The organism is Rhodocyclaceae bacterium, assembly GCA_020248265.1.
In the GTDB taxonomy this organism is placed as follows: domain Bacteria; phylum Pseudomonadota; class Gammaproteobacteria; order Burkholderiales; family CAIKXV01; genus CAIKXV01.
In genome coordinates, this window is sequence record JADCHX010000002.1 from 67,326 (window position 1) to 87,097 (window position 19,772).

Below are 19,772 nucleotides of genomic sequence, written 5' to 3' on the forward strand. Positions count from 1 at the left end.
GCCGGCTCAGCGCTTTGCGGCGGTCGACTTGTACTTCGCCAGGTGGCGCACCGGATGCTGCAGCGCGTCGCGGCGGAACGGGTCGCCGAGTTCACGCGTGACCATCATCTCGAGGATGGTCGTCTTGCCCTCGCGCTGCGCCTTGCAGGCCGCCTCGAGGGCAGCGCCGACCTGGTCGAGCTTCTCGATGCGATGGCCTTCGGCACCCATCGACTTCGCGATCGCCGCGAAACTCGGGTTGGTCAGGTTCGACCCGACGAAGCGGAAGTCGTAGTAGTCGACCTGGTTCTTCTTCTCCGCGCCCCACTGCTCGTTGTTGAACACGACTGCGGTGACCGGGATCTGCTCGCGCACCGCGGTGAGGATCTCGCCGAAGCTCATCGCCCATGCGCCATCACCGACATAGGCGACGCCCGGACGGTCGGGTGCCGCGACCTTGCAGCCGATCATCGTCGGGAACGCATAGCCGCAGTTGCCGAAGCTCATCGCGGCGAACATGCTGCGCGGCCGCTCGAAGCGCAGGTAGGAGTTGGACACCGAGCAGATGTTGCCGATGTCGGTGGAGACCATCGCGTCCTTCGGCATCGCGCGCTCGAGTTCACGCAGCATCTGGCGCGGGTGCATGCGGTCGGAACCCTTCATCACCTCGAGGCTCCACTCGTCCTTCTCGTGGTGCCAGTCGGTGAGCTCCTTCTCCCACTCGGCCTTCTCGGCGGCCACGACCTTCGCGCGGTCGGCCTTGTTGCCGTCGCAGGCGAGCGTGCGCGAGGCGATGCGCTCGAGCAGCGCGACCGCAGCTTCGCCCGCGTCGCCGCAGATCCCCACGCCGATGCGCTTGACCAGGCCGATCATCTTCGCGTCGGCATCGATCTGGATGATCTTCGCGTCCTTCGGCCAGTAGTCCATGCCGTGCTGGGGCAGCGTGCCGAACGGCCCGAGCCGCGTGCCCAGCGCCAGCACCACGTCGGCCTTGCTGATCAGCTTCATCGCGGCCTTCGCACCCTGGTAGCCGAGCGGGCCGACCCACAGCGGATGGCTCGCAGGGAAGCTGTCGTTGTGCAGGTAGCTGCAGGCGACCGGCGCTCCGAGGCGCTCTGCCAGCGCCTTGCAGGCATCGACCCCGTTGCCCATGATCACGCCGCCACCGGACAGGATGACCGGGAACTTCGCGCTCGCCAGCAGGTCGGCTGCCTCGTCCAGGCTCTTGCGGCCGCCGGGACCGCGCTCGACGACGATCGGCGGATTGATCTCGCACTCGATGTCGCCGTAGAAGTAGTCGCGCGGGATGTTCAGCTGGGTCGGGCCCATCTCGAGCATCGCGCGGTCGAAAGCGCGCGCCGTGTGTTCGGCCATGCGCTTCGGGTTGTTCACGTGCGACTGGAACTTGGTGATCTTCGAGAAGATCGGCAACTGGTCGGTTTCCTGGAAGCCGCCGAGCCCCTGCCCCATCGAGCCGGTCTCCGGCGTCACGACCACCACGGGCGAATGCGCCCAGTAGGCCGCGGCCACCGCGGTCACGAAGTTGGTGATGCCGGGGCCGTTCTGCGCGATGCACACGCCATGCTGGCCGGACACGCGCGCATAGCCGTCGGCCATGTGCGCCGCGCCCTGCTCGTGCACGGTCGGGATGAAGCGGATGCCGGCGCTCGGGAACAGGTCGAGGGCGTCCATGAACGCCGATCCGACGATGCCGAACACGTTCTTCACGCCGTTGACGGCCATCGTCTCGACGAAGGCTTCGCTCGGGGTCATCTTCTGCTTGATGCCGGTGGTGACGTGCTGGGCGGATGCAGCGACGGCCGACGGCTCTGCGGGCTTGTTCATGGCTCCTCCTTGAGTGCGACGATTCGAGCCCGAACGATAGTGCGCGGGCCTCGTCACGTCAATCGAAAACCAAGACTTGACGTCTCGTTTTTCGAGACCTATGCTGGCGCCATGAATGTGAGCCAACTGGCGGTCGATGCGAGGGCAGACGCTGCCGCGGTGACGGCGGTCGACCCCGATTCGCCGACGCTGCGGGCCTTCGGCGTGGTCGAGGCCATCGGCCGCTCGAGCCGGCCGATGCTGCTGATGGACGTCGTGGCGGAGGTTGGCCTGCCCAAGCCGACGGTACACCGCATCCTCACCCAACTGGTCGAGGCCGGCCTGCTGCGGCGGCTTCCCGGTGCGGGCTATGGTGTCGGCGCACGCCTGTCCCGGCTCGGCCGCGACCTGATCACGAACGATGCGGCGCGCCCGGCCCGGCGCGCGATCCTGCAGCGGCTGGTCGACACGCTGGGCGAGACGTGCAACTTCACGATGCTCGATGGTGCCGGCATCATCTACCTCGACCGGGTCGAGACCGCGTCCCCGCTGCGCCTGAACCTTCAGCCCGGGTCGCGCGTGCCCGCGCATTGCTCTGCCAGCGGCAAGCTCCTGCTCGCGCACCTGCCACCCGCGCAGTGCGCCCGCCTCATCGCCCACCTGCCGCTGACCCGCTTCACGGCGCGCACGATCACCGACCGCACGGCGCTGGAAGCCGAGCTCGCGCGAATCCGCGCCTGCGGCTACAGCGTCGATGACGAGGAGTACCTGGAAGGCCTCGTCTGCGTCGCCGTACCGGTCACCGACGAACAGCAGCGGGTATGGGCAACGGTAGCGGTGCACGGCCCGGCCGCGCGCATGCCGATCGAGGCTGCACTGGCGCGGCTTCCAGAACTCGAGGCTGCGGCGGCAGCGCTCGGCGAGACCTACCGGAGCGGTGCCGCGCCCTGACCCACGAAAGGAGTGTCGACCCATAGCGCAGCAGCCCGGGCCACATGAAGGCAGTGCAGTTCAGGCAAGTCGGAAGCATCAGAAGCATCAGAAGCATCTTCGAGCGGACCACAGAGTCGGCCGAAGGCTGAACGGCCAGCCGGGTCCAACCCGGGGTGGCCATGCAATCCAACCGAGGAGGATGCAATGCACTACCAGCTCCGTCAGCCGGCCAGCGCCGGTCGTGGTCTCACACTGTCGACGCTCGCCCTGGCGGCAGCCGCGGTCATCGCCAGCGTCGCTCCGGTGCTCTCGTCGTCGGCGCAGGCCCAGGCGTATCCGGTCAAGCCGATCCGTCTGATCGTGAACTTCCCGCCCGGTGGTGGCACCGATGTCACCGCGCGCCTGATCCAGCCCTGGCTCTCCAAGGAGCTTGGCCAGCCGATCGTGATCGACAACCGGGGCGGTGCCGCCGGCGCGGTCGGGGCCGAGATCGCCGCGCGTGCCGCACCCGACGGCTACAATCTGCTGTGGACGCTGTCGTCCCACACGATCAATCCCTCGCTTTACGGGAAGCTCTCGTTCGACACCGAGCGCGACTTCGTCGCGATCACCCTCGGGGCCAACGCGCCGCAGATCGTCGTGTCCAGCCTGACGCTGCCGGTAAAGGACATCAAGGAACTGATCGCCTATGCGAAGGCCAACCCGGGCAAGCTGTCGTATGCATCGCCCGGTGTGGGTTCGCCGGGCCACCTCGCCGGCGAGCTGTTCAAGCAACGTGCCGGCATCAACATGCTGCACGTGCCCTACAAGGGTGCAGGGCCGGCAATCCCCGACGTGATCTCCGGCAACGTGCAGCTGATGTTCGCAACGATGTCCTCCTCGATGTCGCATGTACGCGCCGGCAAGATGCGCGCGCTCGGCGTCACCAGCCTGAAGCGCTCGGCTGGCGGTCCGGACATTCCGGCCATCGCGGAAGGCCTGGCCGGGTTCGAGATGCCGTCATGGTTCGGGCTGCTGGCACCGGCCGGCACGCCACGACCGATCATCGACCGGCTGCACCAGGCCATGGTCCGGGTTCTCGCGATACCTGAGCTGCGCGAACAGCTGGTCGCGCAGGGCGCCGATCCGGTGGCCAACACCCCCGACCAGTTCGGCGAACAGATCCGCGAGGAGTTGAAGCTTTGGGCACAGTTCATCAAGCAGACGGGTATCAAGCCGGAATGACCGACGGTGCGCGCACCATCCGGCGTCTCGTCGACCGCTGGGCCGACGAGACGCCGCAGGCCCCCTGGCTGATCGCACCCGAGACCGGTGCGGTGATGACCTACGCGAAGCTGCAGGAGCATTGCCGCGAGCTTGCGCGCGTGCTGCTGATGAACGGGCTGTCCCCAGGCGACACCGTGTCGCTGATGATGCACAACGGCTACCAGACCGCGCGCCTGCTGATCGGCATCATGTATGCCGGCCTGCGGGTGCAGCCGGTCAACCTGCTGTCGCAGCCCTCGCAGCTGAAATACGTGCTCGAGCACTCGGACACGCGGCTGGTGTTCTGCGCCCACGAGTTCGTCGATCGGCTGCGTGCGCCACTGGAGGCGATCACCGCCTCGGGCGAGCGAGACATCGCACTGTTCCCGCTCAATCCCGACCAGATCGACATCTTCGACGATCCGTACATCGCGCATGTGCCGCTGCCGCCGGTGGCCGAGGCCGACGAGGCGCTGCTCATGTACACCTCGGGCACAACCGGGGTGCCCAAGGGCGTGGTCCAGACGCACCGTGCCGTCGTGTCGGGCGGCCTGTTCACCTCGCAGGCCCATGCGCTCGGACCGGCCGATCGCGTACTGTGCGCCCTGCCGCTCTACCACATCAATGGCCAGATCGTGACCACCGTCGCGCCGCTGTCGCACGGCGGTTCCGTCGTCATGCCGCACCGGTTCTCGGCGTCGAACTTCTGGCAATTGGCGGCCGAACACCACTGCACCTGGATCAACGTGGTGCCGACAATCATCGCCTACCTGCTCAATGGCCCCGAGCCGGCCGCGCTCGGGCTCGATGTGTCGCGCGTGCGTTTCTGCCGCTCCGCCTCGGCTCCGCTCGCGCCGGAGCAGCACCGCGCCTTCGAAGCGAAGTTCGGCATCGGCGTGATCGAGACCATGGGCCTGACCGAGACCAACGCACCGGCGTTTACCAATCCGCTCGATCCGGCCCTGCGCAGGATCGGCAGTCCGGGCCAGGCCTTCGGCAACGAAGCGAAGGTCGTCGATGCCGCCGGCCACGCGCTCCGTCCGGGCGAGCCGGGCGAGATCATGATCCGCGGCGACAACGTGATGAAGGGCTACTACAAGTCGCCGCAGCAGACCGCCGAGGCCTTCGATGCCGACGGCTGGCTGCACACCGGCGACATCGGCTACCTCGATGCGGACGGCTTCGTGTTCGTCACCGGCCGCATCAAGGAGCTGATCATAAAGGGCGGCGAAAACATCGCCCCGCGCGAGATCGACGAGGCATTGCTCAAGCACCCCTGCGTGCTGGAGGCCGCCGCCGTCGGCATCCCCGATACGAACTACGGCCAGGAGATCTTCGCGTGTGTCGTGGCCAAGCCGGGCCTGTCGGTGACCGAGGCAGCGCTGCTCGACTTCTGCCGCGCTGAACTCGGGCCGTACAAGATGCCGAAACGGGTACTGCTGGTCGATGACCTGCCGAAGGGGCCCTCGGGCAAGGTACAGCGCCTGAAGCTGGCCGAACTGCACCAGGGCTGACACCGCGCAGGCCCGAGGCCGGGCAATCACTCCAGCCGGATATTCGCCCGCTGCACGACGGTCTGCCAGCGCCGCAGTTCATCGGCGATGTAGGTCGCAAAATCACGTGGACCGCGATAGTCGACTTCCATCCCGTTGTTGGTGAAATGCGACTTCACTTCATCGGCGGCGAGGATCGCGCGCACCTCGCCGGTCAGCCGCTGGACGATCGGCGCTGGCAGGCCGGCCGGCCCGACGAGCCCGCGCCAGCCCGTGGTGAGATAGCCGGGAAGCCCCGCCTCATCGACCGTCGGCACCTCCGGCATCAACGGACTGCGCGCGGCACCGCCCACGCCCAGGCCCCTCAGACGACCCGCCTTAGCATGCGGGATCACAGCCTGTATCGTGATGCTCGACATGTGGATCTGCCCGCCGAGCAGGTCCGATGTCGCCGCCCCGCCCCCCTTGTAGTGCGCGACGACGATGTCGATCTTCGACATCACCTTGAACAGCTCGACCCCCATGTGCCCGCTGCTGCCCAGCCCGGCGGTGCCGGCGACCAGCGTGCCGGGCTTCTGGCGCGCGAGTGCGATGAAGTCCTGCAACGTGTTCGCCGGCAGGCTCGCCGGCACGGTGAGCACCGTGTCGCCCTTCACCAGAGAGGCTATCAGCGAGAAGGACTTCACCGGGTCGTAGTCGAGCTTCTGCAGCACCGGCTGGATCGTGTGGGCGGTATCGACTACCAGCAACGTGTAGCCATCGGGTATCGCCCGTGCCACCAGCGTGGTTCCGATCACCGCGCCGGCACCGCCCCGGTTCTCGACCAGCACCGGACGACCCAGGCGCTCGGCGAGCCTGGGTGCCATCACCCGGCCGACCATGTCGGTGCCGCCACCGGCGGCAAAGGGCACGATGAGGCGGATCGGCTTCGACGGGTAGCTCTCCGCCGCCTGCGCGAAGGCGGCCGCCGGTGCCAGCGCTGCGGCGGCCAGCAGGGTGATGTCGCGCAGCACGGCAGCGAGCGACGGGCGTGCAGATGAAGACTGGGTCATGGTGCTGCTCCTCCGGTGCGACGCAGCCCGGCGTCTGCGGCCGGTGCTGCGCTGATGCAATGCCGCCACGCGGCGGCGACGGTCCTAGCCGGCGCAGCGCGCCAGCACATCGTCGTCGAACTCCAGCCCGAGCCCGACCTTCTGCGGTACGGCAAGCATGCCGTCCTTCATCGTCGGCACTTCGCGGAACAGCGGGCACGACCACGGCATGTACTCGACGGTCAATCCATTCGGGATCGCCGACACCAGATGCACGTGCACCTCGGGCAGCAGGTGGCTCACCACCGGCAGGTTGAACGCCTGTGCCATGCCGGCGATCTTCAGCCAGGTGGTGATGCCACCGGCACGCAGCACGTCGATCATCACGATGTCGACCGAGCGCGCCTCGAGCATGTGCCGGAACGGCACCGAACCGTACACGTACTCCCCGGCCGCGAGCGGTGTGTTCAGCGTGCGCGCGACCTCGGCCATGCCGGGATAGTCGTCATGGGCCACGACGTCTTCCAGCCAGTAAAGCCCGTACTGCTCGACGCGCTGGCCGATGGAGATCGCCTGGCGCACGTCCCAGCGCTGGTTGATGTCGCACATCAGGTCGACATCCGCACCGATCGCTTCGCGGATCAGCCGGATACGCGCCTCCTCCAGCGACGGCGTGGTGGTTCCGGGCAGCGCGAGTTGCGTCTTCATCTGGCGCCAGCCCTGCTCAACCAGCGAGCGCGATGCGGTGACGCATTGCTCCAGCGTGAAATGACGCATCAGCGCGCCGCTCGCATACGTGGGCACCGAGGTCCGGTGGCCGCCGGCCAGGGTCGACACCGGCAGGCCGAGCGCCTTGCCCTTGATGTCCCAGAGCGCGATGTCGATCGCAGCCAGCGCAAGCGTGAACAGGCCTCCGGGCCCGGCCGATGCCCCGGCCGCGGTACGCAGCCGGTCGCCGATCGCCTCGATGCGTATCGGGTCCTCGCCGACGATCATGCCGGCCAGGATATCGACCGTCTGCTTCAGGGCTGGCGTCAACGGCCCGCCGAAATGGGTGAGCCCGATGCCGTTGAGGCCGGGCTGGTCGGTGTGCAGGGTCAGGGTGACGAAGTTGCGCGTGCCGGCGACCGTAGGGCCCCCGGCCAGCGGCTCGTCGGCCGGGAGCTTCACGATCGTCGACTGATGGCCGGTGATCTTCATCGTGCGGTTGCCTCTGGGTTGGCCGGTATCACCGGCAGCAGGAGATAGGGGGATCGACCGGGCCCGCCATGCAGGGTCACCCGGCCGCCGAACACTTCGGGCGGACGATCGGTCGGGTCATCGTGCACGAACGGCCCGCAGCCGCGCATCGGATGCTTCATGTTGGACAGCGTCGCGGCCTCGCCTTCGTATTCGTAGTCGCGGCCGCGGATCGACAGGGCGATCCGGTAGCCTGCAGGCACGACGATCGAGGTCGGGATGATCTCGATGTCGAGTTCCACCACCTCGCCCGGCACCAGCGGCTGGCGCTCGTCGTGCGCATGGTACGGCCGCCACGGCATGGACAGCACCGGATCGAGCTTGCGGTGGGACGCCCGCAGCCAGCCCTGGCCGACCGGCGTATGCGGGTCGAGCGCGCCCTGGAACACCACCTCCGCCCCGCCCGGTGCGAACACGCGCAGTACCGCGAAGATATCCGCATCGGTGGTCGACGACGACACGAAGAGCTTCAGCGCGACCGGACCGGTGATCTCGGTCGGCGCCTCGAGCGGCGGCGTGATGAAGGTCAGCCCATCGCCCATCGCCGCATACTCGACCGACTCGGTGGTCGCGGCCGGCTCGGTGTCGAGGCGCCGCGCCGACAGTGCGAGGTGCAGCGGCGTCCACTGCGTGCGCGCAAGCGGCCATTCGTTCTCGTACCGGCGGACGAAGCGTTCGCCGGGGTGGCGCACGTTCAGCTGGACTGTCGGCTGCCGCTGCCAGCCGTTGTCCTCACCCTTCAGGAAGTGGTCGAAGAAGCGCTTCTGAAGTCCGACCCCGTAGTCGGTGTAGAACGGTGCCCAGTGCGAGCCGCCGTGTACTTCCAGCCACTTGTCGGCCGAGGCAGCGCGCATGAAGCCCTCGAAGTTGCCGCGCGGATGCAGCCCCTGCCCGCCCCAGTTCGCGCACGACAGCAGGGGAACCCGCACCTTCGACAGGTCGGCGGAGCGCTCCTTGTACCAGTCATCGCACAGTGGCCGCCTGAGATACTCGCCCCACATGTCCTCGCGGTTGCGCACGAGTTCTTCTTCCGACAGCGTGACCGGGCCGCAAACCAGTTCCCCGGTCACGCGCGAGCGCGCACCGCGTTCGCCCACGCCGTGCTGGACCGTCTTCACCTGCATGTCCTGCCAGTTCTTGCGGAACGTGCAGGCGATGCCGCCGTGGCGCGCGCCGTCACGGTAATTGTCGGCCCAGCCTTCCCACACGCAGATCGCGGCCAGGTGTGGCGGCTGCATCGCCGCCGCGCGCCACTGGTTCGCCCCGTAGTACGAGATGCCGTTCAGCCCGACCTTGCCGCTGCACCACGGCTGGCTCGCGATCCATTCGATGCAGTCGTGGAAATCCTTCTGCTCGCGCGCGTTGTTGTGCGCAAGGTAGCCCGGCGACCGTCCGGCGCCGCGCGAATCGAATCGTACGACTGCATAACCATCGACCACCCACTTCTCGGGATCGACCACTTCCCAGTTCTGGTAGCGATTGCTGGTCCCCGAAACGGCATCGGGATGCTCGCGCGCCATGATCTCCCAGGCGGTCTTGTAGCCGTCCTGGAACGCAAGGCCCTTGCCGTACGGACCGTAGCTCGCCAGCGCCGGCCATCGACCCTCCGGCACCGGCCGGAAGATGTCCGCGCGCAGCACCACGCCATCGTCCATCGTGACAGGGACATCCCAGTCCACGCGCATGCCGTCGCGGATCTCGCCGCGATGCTCAGTGACCATCGATTGCCTCCGGATAACCTGTACGGGGACGGCGCATCAATCGATGCGCGCCCCGGACTGCCTGACCACTGTCGCGTACTTCGAAAACTCGTCGCGCAGATAACGCCCGAACGCCTCGGGCGTACCGCCTGCGGGGTCGTGTCCTTGCGCCTCGAACTGGCCGCGCAGCTCGGCCGACTGTACGACAGCCACCAGTACCTCGTTCAACCGGTCGACGATCGCCCGCGGCGTCTTCGTCGGCGCCAGCAGGCCGAACCAGGTCGTCGATGCGTAGCCGGGCACGCCGGACTCGGCGATCGTCGGCACCTCGGGCAACTGCGGAGAACGCGCGGCACTGGAGATGCCGAGCACTCGCAGGCGGCCGGCCTTGATGAACGGCGCGACCGGGGCGATCGAGTTGAACATCATCGGCACCTGCCCCGCGAGGAGATCGGCAACCGCCTGCGGCGCGCCCTTGTACGGCACGTGCGAGAGGTCCACGCGCGCCATCGACTTGAACAGTTCCATCGCCAGGTGGTTCGCCGCGCCGTTTCCGGCAGAGGCATAGTCGAGCCGACCCGGCTGGGCACGCGCCAGCGCGAGCAGTTCACCGATGCCCCGGGCCTGCAGCGAGGGATGCGCGATCAGCAGGAAGGGGCCGCTGGAGATCAGTCCGATCGGGGTGAAGTCGTTGATCGGGTCATAGGACGCCTTCTTCTGCAGGTGGGGCAGTATCGCCAGCGGGCCGGGGCTGCTCAGGAACAGCGTGTAGCCGTCGGGCAGCGCCTTGGCCGCGACCTCTGCGCCGATCAGGCCACCGGCCCCGCCCCGGTTGTCGACGATCATCGGCTGTCCGAGCCGGGTCGCCATCGGCGTGACCACCAGCCGCGCCACGATATCCGGCGTGCCGCCCGGCGGCACCGGAACGATCACCCGGATCGGGCGGTCGGGCCAGGCGGATTGCGCCGGCGCCAGCGGGCACGCCAGCACGACAGCGGCCAGCGCTGCAGCGGCCCTGCGCACAGACCTGCCTGCTGCGGCGGCCGTGCCAAGGGGTTCGACCATCGTTCTCCTCCGATCTCTGCGGGGCGGCCGTTGCATGGAGCCGGACGCTGGCATGATGCTACCCGATCGCAGCCACGGTACGCTGCCTGCACCGGTACCCTGCCCCGCCGATCCCACACCACAGATTCCCCGATTGCCATGGAGCCGTCCCGATGAGCCAGCCCGCCGCCGAACCCGCCACCGTCCCCGCCAGTGAAACCCCCGGAACCGAACTGGCAGGCAAGGTCGCGTTGGTCACCGGCGGCGCCCGCAACATCGGTGCATGTGTCTCCCTCGCGCTGGCGGCCGGCGGCGCAACGGTGGCGATCAATACCCGCGCATCGCGCGCCGAGGCCGATGCGCTCGCCGGCCGCATCGAGGCGGGCGGCGGGCGAGCCGCTGCATGGCTGGCCGACATCGGCGAGCGCGATGCGGTACGCGCGATGGTCGATGACGTCCTCGCGCGTTTCGGGCGCATCGATATCCTGGTGCTGAACGCTTCGGTGCGCAACGAATGCGCATTCCTCGACCTGCCCTACGACGACTGGCGCCGGGTCATGACGACCACGCTCGACGGCGCGTTCCACTGCAGCCAGGCCTGCCTGCCGTCGATGATCGCCGGCGGCTCGGGCAGCATGGTCACGCTTGGTGGCCTGAATGCACTGTCGGGCGCCAGGCGCCGGATCCACGGGTCGGTCGCGAAGGGCGGCCTGGTCGCGTTCACGCGCGGCATCGCGCGCGAGTTCGCGGAACAGGGCGTACGCGCGAACTGCGTGGTACCCGGGCAGGTGCTGACCGAGCGTGCATCCCATCGCTCACCGCGGGCCGATCCGAAGGGACTGATCCCCCTGGGCCGCGGCGGGCAGCCGGAGGAGATTGCAGCCACCGTGCGCTTCCTGTGCGGACCGGGCGCGAGTTTCATCACAGGCCAGACCATCCATGTGAATGGCGGGCAACTGATGACCTGAAACGCACCCCCGGGCCGCCCGGCCACGGCCGGAACAGGCCCGGTCGTGGCAGGCGGCGGCGTACGCCGTGCTATTTGACGCCGAGCAGTTCCACGTCGAATATCAGCGTCGCATTCGGCGGGATCACGCCACCGGCACCACGCGCGCCGTAGCCCATCTCGGGCGAGATCACCAGCGTGCGCTGGCCGCCGACCTTCATCCCGGCCACGCCCTGGTCCCAGCCGCGGATGACCTGCCCGGCGCCGAGGCCGAACGCGAACGGCGACTTGCGATCGACCGAGCTGTCGAACTTGCGGCCCTTGTTGTCGATGGCTGCCGGATCGAACAGCCAGCCGGTGTAGTGGACCGTCACCTGCTTGCCGGGCACTGCCTCGGCGCCGGTGCCCACCTTGCGGTCGGTGATCTTCAGGCCGGAGGCCGGGTTGGTCTGTGCTTCGCTCATCGGAATCATCATCCAGGGTGTGGTCAGGGCGACAACCGCCGCCAGGAGGGCTGCGCGGGGAATCCGCAGGATCGATCGTTTCAAGGGGTCTGCTCCGTCGACTGGGTAAGGTGTACCGCGAAGCCGATGCTAACCGAAGCCCCGGCGTGCTGCGTTGCCGCGCCGCGCGTCCGGAGGTGCCGCACGCACCTGCCCGCCCGTTCGTTCAGTCAACCACCAGCGCCACGCGGCCGACCAGCCGGTTGTCGCGGATCAGCTGGTGCACCGCCTCGGCCTGCTCCAGGGGGAAGGTACGCTCGACGATCGCACGCACCTTCTTCTGACGCAGCAGTTCAAGCGTCTGGGCGATCTCGGTCGCGGTCACGTAGCGCGAGCCGCGCACCTCGATGCCCTTGCGCACCACCACCGTCGCATCGAGCGTGAACTTGCTCGAATCGCCGAACACGGCTGGCGGCCTCACGCCGACAATCACCAGGCGGCCCCCTGGTGCCAGCGCGGTGACCGACGCCTCCAGCGTCTCTTTCGCGCCCACCACGTCGATCACCGAATCGACCCCGCGCCCTCCGGTCAGTGCCGCAACCTGTTTCGCGATGTCGCCGCGCGAACCGTCGATCAGGTCGTCGGCACCGGCGGCCTGCGCGCCGGCCAGCTTCGTCTCGCCGATCTCGACGGCGATCACCCGGGCACCCGATGCCTTCGCCACCTGCACCACGTGGATGCCGACACCGCCACCGGCACCGAACACCAGCACGCTGTCGCCGGGCTGCACCTGCGCCTCCTTCGTGCAGGCATGGAAGGGGGTGGCGATCGCATCGGCCGCCACCGCCGCATCGACGTCGCTGACGCCATCGGGGATCGGCACGAAGTTGCGTGCCGGCAGCACCATGTACTCGGCATAGCCGCCATCGCAGGCCATGCCGACATAGCCCTTGAACGCGGTGCACAGGGTCTCGCGGCCGGCACGGCAGTACCGGCACTGGCCGCAGGTCAGGTAGAAATGATTGGTCACCCGCTGGCCGATCGTGAAACCGGTTACCTCGGAGCCGAGCGCGACGATCTCGCCGGCGACTTCATGCCCGGGAATGCGCGGGTAGGCCGTGACCTGGCCGGGGTTTGCGATCATGTGGACCACCGTCAGGCCGACCCCGATCGCCTTCACCCGGATCTTCACGTCATTGGGCCCGACCACGGGCTCCGGGACATCCTCGAGCACGAGCGGTCGCCCGATCGCGTGCAGCACCATCGCTTTCATTCATTCACTCCATCGGCATTGCGGCCCGGGCAACGGGCCTCAGACATCGACCTGGCTTTCGTGGTCGGCGGAACTGTGGGAACGGATCTCGCGCACCGGCGACTGGCCGCCGATGTCGCGGCCGGTGGCGATCCAGGTGCAGACGCTCGCGCCCGGTGCCCATACGGTCTTGTAGGCGCCAGGCGCGAAGAACTCGACGAACACCATGTCCTCGTCGCCGTCGCTGATGAAGAAGTGGCGCTCGTGGTCGGCGAACCACACCACGTCGCCGGCCCGTACCGGAAACGGCTCTTCGTTCGCATGCGCGACGCCGTGCCCCTTCAGCATGTACATGAAGTGCTCGGCGCCCTCGTGGTGGTGGTTGGCCGCGCTGGTACCGGGCGGGTAGATGATCATCTCGCCCTTGATCGCGGTGGTGCCGAACAGCTTGGGCGTGACGAGGTAGATACGCTTGCGCGCATCGTGCTCGGAATCGAGCACCGGCTCGCGCTTCCAGTCGATCACGCGCAGCGGCGGTGGCGCGCTCGACAGCTTCGGATCGAGATCGGCCGCGCTCGGTACCTCGGCGAACAGCACCTGCGCGCCGGCGCTGCTGGCCAGCGTGCCGCGGAAGCCCGGCGGCAGGAAGGCCACGTGCGAGTCGCCGAGGGCCGTGCTCGCCGTGCCGCCGCCGACGGCATCGGTCAGCGTTGCAGTGCCGCCGAGCATCTGGAACCAGCCCAGGCTGCGCGGTCCGATCTCGACCGAAGCGACCGAGTTTGCGCCCAGCACCAGACGATCGAGCAGTATGCGCGTGCCTTCGACGCGCGCGCCGGTGAGCAGGCGCTGCCGCTGCACGCCGGCGCCAAAGGGCTCGCCGGCGACGCTGGATTCATTGAACGTGATGGCCATCGTCTTCCTCCTCCTGGCGCGCCATTGCGCCGCTGCGTGCACTCTATTCGCGGTCCGGCACGGATGCAAATCGCCGCGCGGCCGCGCCCGGCGAAAGGTCCGCGCAAGGTAGCGGCAATCCCACTAAACTTCACACCTGTGCCCGGACAATGGCAATCCGCCCCCGGGCAGACATTTCCCGGCACTGCCGCCACTGCGCCATTCCGGCCGCGCGGCGGAAGCCAGGCTCACGGAGGATCGATTGAACTACCCCATGCAGAAATCGCTTCGCGCAGCGCTCGGCTGCGCCGTGCTCGCCGGTGCAGTGTTCCCGGTCGCCGCCCTTGCCCAGCCAGCCGAGGGCGGTGCATACCCGACGCGACCAGTCCGCCTGGTCGTCCCCTTTCCGCCCGGCAGCGCCAGCGATTTCCTGGGGCGCCAGCTGGGTGCGCTCCTCGGCGAAGGCTACAAGCAGCAGGTCGTGATCGACAACCGCCCGGGTGCCGGCGGGCTGATCGGCAGCCAGCTGATCGTCGCCGGTGCGCCGGACGGACACACGCTCGGCCTGGTCGGTGCACCGCACTTCGTCGGCGTACTGATGCAGCCGAAGCCGTCCTATCGCCCGATCGAAGACGTGGCGATGATCTCGCAGGTCGCGACCATCCCGAACCTGCTCAGCGTCGCGCCGAACCTGCCGGTCAAATCCGTGCAGGAACTGATCACCTATGCGCGCGCCCGGCCAGGCGAGCTGAACTATGCATCGCTCGGCGTCGGCTCGTTCGCCCACACCGCAGGCGAGATCTTCCGCAGCGCGGCCGGCATCAAGGTCGTGCACGTACCATTCAAGTCGATCGCCGACGTCAACGCCGAACTGCAGGCCGGGCGCATCCACTTCCTGATCTTCACTGCGCCATCGAGTCAGGCGCTGATCGGCGAAGGCCGCGGCCGCCCGCTGGCGGTGACCACCGCCAAGCGCAACCCGGCCTTCCCCGACCTGCCGACCCTGGCCGAGGCCGGCCTGCCGGCGGCGACCAACGACGCATGGTTCGGCGTGATCGCTCCGGCCGCGCTGCCGCGCCCGCTCGCCGCACGCATCTATGCCGACATCAACCGCGTGCTGCGCTCGCCCGAGGCGAAGGAACGCTTCGCGCGCCAGGGCGCCGATCCGACGTTCGAATCGACGCAGCAGAGCTTCCTCGCGATGATGAAATCCGAATATGCGCGCTATGCGAAGCTGGTGAAGGAGTTCGGGGTGCAGCCGCAGTAGCGTTAGCCGCAGCCTCGGCACCGACGAAAAAGGCCCGGCAATGCCGGGCCTTTCTTCATCCGCGCAGGCGCCAGCGCCTGCAGCGGCGGGTCAGATGCCGCCGAACAGCATGTACTTCACTTCCATGAACTCGTCGAGGCCGTACTTCGAACCTTCGCGGCCCAGGCCGGACTGCTTGACGCCACCGAACGGCGCGATCTCGTTCGAGATGATGCCGGCGTTGATGCCGACCATGCCCGACTCGATCGCCTCGCCGACGCGGAAGCAACGGCCGACATCACGGCTGTAGAAATAGGCAGCCAGCCCGAACTCGGTCGCATTGGCGAGGCGGACGGCTTCTTCCTCGGTCTTGAACTTGAACAGCGGCGCGACCGGCCCGAAGGTCTCCTCGATGGTGACCTTCATGTCGGTGGTCACGTCGGTGAGGATGGTCGGCTCGTAGAAGGTGCCACCGAGCGCATGGCGCTTGCCGCCGGTGAGGACCTTCGCGCCCTTTGCGACCGCATCGGCGACATGCTCCTCGACCTTCTCGAGGCCAGCCTTGTCGATCAGCGGCCCCTGGGTGATGTCGCCGCCCAGGCCGTTGCCGACCTTCAGGGTGTCGACCTTCGCCTTCAGCTTCTGCGCGAACGCCTCGTACACGCCTTCCTGCACGAGGATGCGGTTGGCGCAGACGCAGGTCTGGCCGGTGTTGCGGTACTTCGACGCCAGCGCGCCCTCGGCCGCAGCGTCGAGGTCGGCATCGTCGAACACCAGGAACGGCGCGTTGCCACCGAGTTCGAGCGAGAGCTTCTTGATCGTCGGCGCACACTGCTCCATCAGCACCCGGCCGATCTCGGTCGACCCGGTGAAGGTCACCTTGCGCACGATCGGGTTGGCGCACATTTCGCCGCCGATGGCGGCAGCCGAGCCGGTGATCACGCTGAAGATGCCCTTCGGGACACCGGCGCGCTCGGCCAGCACGGCCAGCGCAAGCGCCGAGAACGGGGTCTGGCTGGCGGGCTTGAGCACCATCGGGCAGCCGGCAGCGAACGCCGGGCCCGCCTTGCGGGTGATCATGGCATTGGGGAAGTTCCACGGGGTGATCGCCGCGCAGACACCGATGGGCTGCTTGGTGACGACGATGCGCTTGTCGGCCTGGTGCTGAGGGATCACGTCGCCGTACGCACGCTTGGCTTCCTCGGCGAACCATTCGATGAAGGAGGCCCCGTACATCACTTCGGTGCGCGACTCGGTGATCGGCTTGCCCTGCTCCGACGTCATCAGCACCGCGAGGTCTTCCTGGTTGGCGACGATCAGGTCGAACCACTTGCGCAGGATCGCGGAGCGCTCCTTGGCGAGCTTCGAACGCCAGGCCGGCCAGGCGGCATCGGCCGCCTCGATAGCCATGCGCGTCTCTTCGGCTCCCATCTTCGGCACCGTGCCGAGCACCGAGCCGTCGGCCGGATTGCGCACGGTGATCGTTTCGCCGGACCGTGCATCGACCCATTCGCCATTGAGGAAGCACTGCTGGCGGAACAGGCCGGGATCTTTCAACTCGAGCATGTCGCTCTCCTTCGTGTTGCGTAGTTGGGGGACGCGGCTCAGTAGGTGCCCGGGTAGGCCCCACCGTCCATGAGGAAATTCTGCCCGGTCACGTAGCCCATCTGGGCGGAGCACAGGAACGCGCAGGCATCGCCGAATTCGGCTGGATCGCCCAGCCTTCCCGACGGGTTTTCCTTGCGCCGCAGTTCCCGAGCCTGGTCGGTGGTGATGCCCTTGACGTTGGCGATATGGAACAGGTTGTTGCGCATGCGCTCGGTCTCGAACGGGCCGGGCAACAGGTTGTTGATGGTGACGTTGAACTGGACCGTCTTGCGCGACAGGCCGGCGATGAAACCGTGCAGGCCGGAGCGCGCGCCGTTCGACAGGCCGAGCACCTCGATCGGCGCCTTCACCGAACTGGAGGTGATGTTGATCACGCGGCCGAAACCCCGTTTCATCATCGGGTCGACGGTTGCCTTGATCATCTCGATCGGCGTCAGCATGTTCGCGTCGACGGCCTTGATCCAGTGCTCGCGTGTCCATTCGCGGAAGTCGCCGGGCGGCGGGCCACCGGCGTTGTTGACCAGGATGTCCGGTTCCGGGCATGCGGCGAGCACTGCGGCACGGCCGGCTTCGGTGGTGATGTCGGAGGCCACGGTGATCACGCGCACACCCGTGGCCGAGCGTATCTCGTCGGCAGTCTCCTCGAGCGGCCCGGGGGTGCGTGCCGTGATCACCACGTCGACGCCCTCGCGCGCGAGCGACATCGCACATGCGCGGCCAAGCCCCTTGCTGGCCGCACAGACAATGGCCTTGCGGCCGGCGATTCCGAGATCCATGGATGTTTCCTTTAGTCGACAGGGTCGAAAGCCAGCCGAAGATGATACCCGAGGCCAGCGTGCCCACGGATGCCCATCCTGCCGGTGACGGCTGGCCGGCCACGCTCGGCACTTCAGCATTGCCCCAAACCCAACTACTTCAAATGCCGATAGCTATAATCGGCTCGTCAATCCAGTCAGAGGCCGTCATGAGATCGAATCCCGTCCCCTCCCGCCGTCGCGCACCTGCAGGCCTGGCGGTACTCGTAGCGCTGGCACTCAGCGGCTGTGCAACGCCCGGGACCGGCGATCCGCGCGATCCGCTCGAACCGCTGAACCGCGGCATCTACGAGGTCAACGAGGCCCTCGACCGTGCGGTGATCCAGCCGGTGGCCAAGGCATACACGGCGGTGCTGCCCGATACGGCGCGCACCGGCGTCTCGAACTTCTTCGGCAACCTCTACGATTACTGGAATGCAATCAACAACTTGCTCCAGGGCAAGGTGGGGGCGGCAGTGTCCGACGTCGGCCGCATCGCGCTGAACACGACCGTCGGCCTGCTCGGCTTCGTCGACGTCGCATCGCGCGTCGGGCTCGAGAAGAGCGACGAAGACCTCGGCCAGACGCTCGGCTGGTGGGGCATCGGCCACGGTCCCTACCTGGTGATTCCACTGCTCGGACCGAGCAGCCTGCGCGATGGCGCCGGGACGGTCGCACAGGTAGTGCTGGATCCACAGACCCGCCTGATCGACGACGAAGCGACCATGTGGGCCCTGTGGGGCCTGCGCCTCGTCAATCTCCGGGCGAACCTGCTCGGGGCTGGCCGGGTGCTCGACCAGGCGGCCAGCGATCGCTACGCCTTCCTCCGCGACGCCTACTTCCAGCGCAGGCGCAGCCAGCTCTGGGATGGCAACCCGCCACGGGAGAAAGAGTGGGCCGCAGCGCGCCCAAGCGTGGTCGAACTGGCGCCGCTCTGGCAGCGCCCGACGTCTGCTGCGGACGAAGCCGTCGCTCCCTCGCCGGCAGCGTCGCTGCCGGTCGATGAAGCGGCCAAGCCGCTCGAGGCCGACTGGCCGGTCACCAGCAAGGTCTCTGCGACAGGTGGCGCTCCGATGGGTGCCATCCTGGTGGGCCATATCCAGCAGGACTGAGAACCCGGGCGCCAGTGCGGGGGCTGCGTCTGAATGACAGAAGGCCAGGCGTATTGCCTGGCCTTCTTCGTTGCTGCAACTCGGTCAGAGGCCGGCGCGCAGCACTTCGATCCGCTCCTCGAGCGGCGGATGCGTCATGAACAGCCGCTTGAGGCCGGCTCCCACGCCGCCGTTGATGCCCATCGCCGCGACCTGGCTCGGCAGGGCGGCCGGCTCGTGAGCACGCCGCAGCGCCTCGAGCGCCGCGATCATCTTGCCGCGCGAGGCGAGGCTGGCTGCGCCGGCATCCGCGCGGAACTCGCGCTGCCGGCTGAACCACATCACGACGATGCTGGCCAGGACGCCGAGAACCATCTCGGCAACGAACACCGTCACGTAGTAGCCGACGCCCTGCCCGGATTCACTCTTGAACACGACCCGATCGATCAGCTGTCCGATGACCCGGGCCAGGAAGAACACGAAGGTGTTCACCACGCCCTGGATCAAGGTCAGCGTGACCATGTCACCGTTTGCAATGTGGCTGACTTCATGCGCGAGCACCGCCTCGATCTCGTCGTCGCGCATCCCGTTCAGCAGCCCGGTGCTGACCGCCACCAGCGCGCTGTTGCGCGTCATGCCGGTGGCGAACGCGTTGACGTCCGGCGAGTCGTAGATGGCGACTTCGGGCATGCCGATGCCGGCCTTCTCGGCCTGCTTGCGCACCGTCTCGACCAGCCAGAACTCGCGCGAGCTGCTGGGCGAATCGATCACCACGGCACCGGTCATCCGCTTCGCGGACCATTTGGAGATCGCAAGCGAGATGAATGCGCCGCCGAAACCCATGAACGCACAGAACAGGAGCAGGCCACCCATGCCGCCGCCGAGCATCCGGTCGAGCCCGAGCAGCCGCGCGGTGATGCTCAGGACCAGCAGCACACCGACATTGGTGATCAGGAACAGCACGATACGTTTCATCGATTCACTCCGTAGAAGGTACGCCGACGCAGGCGTGG

17 protein-coding genes are annotated in these 19,772 nt (G+C 67.8%); 6 read left to right on the forward strand and 11 right to left on the reverse strand.

What is annotated here, in order from left to right; all coding sequences use genetic code 11:
* Positions 1 to 6 precede the first annotated feature (6 nt).
* Positions 7 to 1,752, reverse strand: a complete 1,746-nt coding sequence (gene xsc / locus ING98_01200) for a sulfoacetaldehyde acetyltransferase (GenBank protein MCA3100464.1) — start codon at positions 1,750 to 1,752, stop codon at positions 7 to 9.
* A 183-nt stretch (positions 1,753 to 1,935) separates the two neighbouring features.
* Between xsc and ING98_01205 the strand changes: the two genes are divergently transcribed.
* From ING98_01205 to ING98_01215, 3 genes are all read left to right on the forward strand, one after another.
* Positions 1,936 to 2,754 (forward strand): IclR family transcriptional regulator, encoded by an 819-nt coding sequence (locus tag ING98_01205; GenBank protein ID MCA3100465.1) that lies wholly within the window; start codon positions 1,936 to 1,938, stop codon positions 2,752 to 2,754.
* Positions 2,755 to 2,940: 186 nt separating this feature from the next.
* Complete coding sequence (locus ING98_01210) at positions 2,941 to 3,960, forward strand: tripartite tricarboxylate transporter substrate binding protein (GenBank protein ID MCA3100466.1); 1,020 nt, start codon at positions 2,941 to 2,943, stop codon at positions 3,958 to 3,960.
* On the forward strand, positions 3,957 to 5,495 hold the full coding sequence (locus ING98_01215) for an AMP-binding protein (protein ID MCA3100467.1): 1,539 nt from the start codon (positions 3,957 to 3,959) through the stop codon (positions 5,493 to 5,495). Before ING98_01210 ends, ING98_01215 begins: the two co-directional genes overlap by 4 nt.
* Before the next feature lie 26 nt (positions 5,496 to 5,521).
* Here the strand turns inward: ING98_01215 and ING98_01220 are convergent, their stop codons facing one another.
* The 4 genes from ING98_01220 to ING98_01235 all read right to left on the reverse strand — a co-directional run bounded on the left by ING98_01220 (position 5,522) and on the right by ING98_01235 (position 10,509).
* On the reverse strand, positions 5,522 to 6,526 hold the full coding sequence (locus ING98_01220) for a tripartite tricarboxylate transporter substrate binding protein (GenBank protein ID MCA3100468.1): 1,005 nt from the start codon (positions 6,524 to 6,526) through the stop codon (positions 5,522 to 5,524).
* An 84-nt stretch (positions 6,527 to 6,610) separates the two neighbouring features.
* Positions 6,611 to 7,705, reverse strand: coding sequence for a mandelate racemase/muconate lactonizing enzyme family protein (locus ING98_01225; GenBank protein MCA3100469.1), 1,095 nt, complete (start codon positions 7,703 to 7,705; stop codon positions 6,611 to 6,613).
* Complete coding sequence (locus tag ING98_01230) at positions 7,702 to 9,429, reverse strand: CocE/NonD family hydrolase (GenBank protein ID MCA3100470.1); 1,728 nt, start codon at positions 9,427 to 9,429, stop codon at positions 7,702 to 7,704. Before ING98_01230 ends, ING98_01225 begins: the two co-directional genes overlap by 4 nt.
* A 72-nt stretch (positions 9,430 to 9,501) precedes the next feature.
* Complete coding sequence (locus ING98_01235; GenBank protein ID MCA3100471.1) at positions 9,502 to 10,509, reverse strand: tripartite tricarboxylate transporter substrate binding protein; 1,008 nt, start codon at positions 10,507 to 10,509, stop codon at positions 9,502 to 9,504.
* 152 nt (positions 10,510 to 10,661) lie between these two features.
* Here ING98_01235 and ING98_01240 point away from each other — a divergent pair, with 152 nt between their 5' ends.
* Positions 10,662 to 11,456 carry an SDR family oxidoreductase gene (locus ING98_01240; protein MCA3100472.1) on the forward strand — a complete coding sequence of 265 codons (795 nt, stop codon included), beginning with the start codon at positions 10,662 to 10,664 and terminating at the stop codon, positions 11,454 to 11,456.
* A 70-nt stretch (positions 11,457 to 11,526) separates the two neighbouring features.
* On the opposite strand, the gene ING98_01245 is transcribed toward ING98_01240, so the two are convergent.
* The 3 genes from ING98_01245 to ING98_01255 all read right to left on the reverse strand — a co-directional run bounded on the left by ING98_01245 (position 11,527) and on the right by ING98_01255 (position 14,041).
* Positions 11,527 to 11,910: an FKBP-type peptidyl-prolyl cis-trans isomerase gene (locus tag ING98_01245; GenBank protein ID MCA3100473.1), complete on the reverse strand. Its 384-nt coding sequence runs from the start codon at positions 11,908 to 11,910 to the stop codon at positions 11,527 to 11,529.
* A 193-nt stretch (positions 11,911 to 12,103) separates the two neighbouring features.
* A complete protein-coding gene (locus ING98_01250; protein MCA3100474.1) occupies positions 12,104 to 13,150 on the reverse strand; it encodes a zinc-binding dehydrogenase in 1,047 nt (348 codons plus the stop codon).
* Between the two features lie 39 nt (positions 13,151 to 13,189).
* Entirely contained in the window at positions 13,190 to 14,041 is an 852-nt protein-coding gene (locus tag ING98_01255) for a cupin domain-containing protein (protein MCA3100475.1), read from the reverse strand.
* 241 nt (positions 14,042 to 14,282) lie between these two features.
* On the opposite strand from ING98_01255, the gene ING98_01260 reads away from it, so the two are divergent.
* Positions 14,283 to 15,287: a tripartite tricarboxylate transporter substrate binding protein gene (locus ING98_01260; GenBank protein MCA3100476.1), complete on the forward strand. Its 1,005-nt coding sequence runs from the start codon at positions 14,283 to 14,285 to the stop codon at positions 15,285 to 15,287.
* A gap of 90 nt (positions 15,288 to 15,377) precedes the next feature.
* Here the strand turns inward: ING98_01260 and gabD are convergent, their stop codons facing one another.
* Together gabD and ING98_01270 are read right to left on the reverse strand one after the other, a co-directional pair.
* Positions 15,378 to 16,832, reverse strand: a complete 1,455-nt coding sequence (gene gabD / locus ING98_01265) for an NADP-dependent succinate-semialdehyde dehydrogenase (protein ID MCA3100477.1) — start codon at positions 16,830 to 16,832, stop codon at positions 15,378 to 15,380.
* A gap of 38 nt (positions 16,833 to 16,870) precedes the next feature.
* The gene (locus tag ING98_01270; GenBank protein MCA3100478.1) at positions 16,871 to 17,650 is read right to left on the reverse strand and encodes an SDR family oxidoreductase; all 780 of its coding nucleotides are present in this window, start codon (positions 17,648 to 17,650) and stop codon (positions 16,871 to 16,873) included.
* A 188-nt stretch (positions 17,651 to 17,838) separates the two neighbouring features.
* Between ING98_01270 and ING98_01275 the strand changes: the two genes are divergently transcribed.
* A complete protein-coding gene (locus ING98_01275; protein MCA3100479.1) occupies positions 17,839 to 18,780 on the forward strand; it encodes a VacJ family lipoprotein in 942 nt (313 codons plus the stop codon).
* A gap of 84 nt (positions 18,781 to 18,864) precedes the next feature.
* Here the strand turns inward: ING98_01275 and htpX are convergent, their stop codons facing one another.
* The gene (gene htpX, locus ING98_01280) at positions 18,865 to 19,734 is read right to left on the reverse strand and encodes a protease HtpX (protein MCA3100480.1); all 870 of its coding nucleotides are present in this window, start codon (positions 19,732 to 19,734) and stop codon (positions 18,865 to 18,867) included.
* Positions 19,735 to 19,772: the final 38 nt, after the last annotated feature.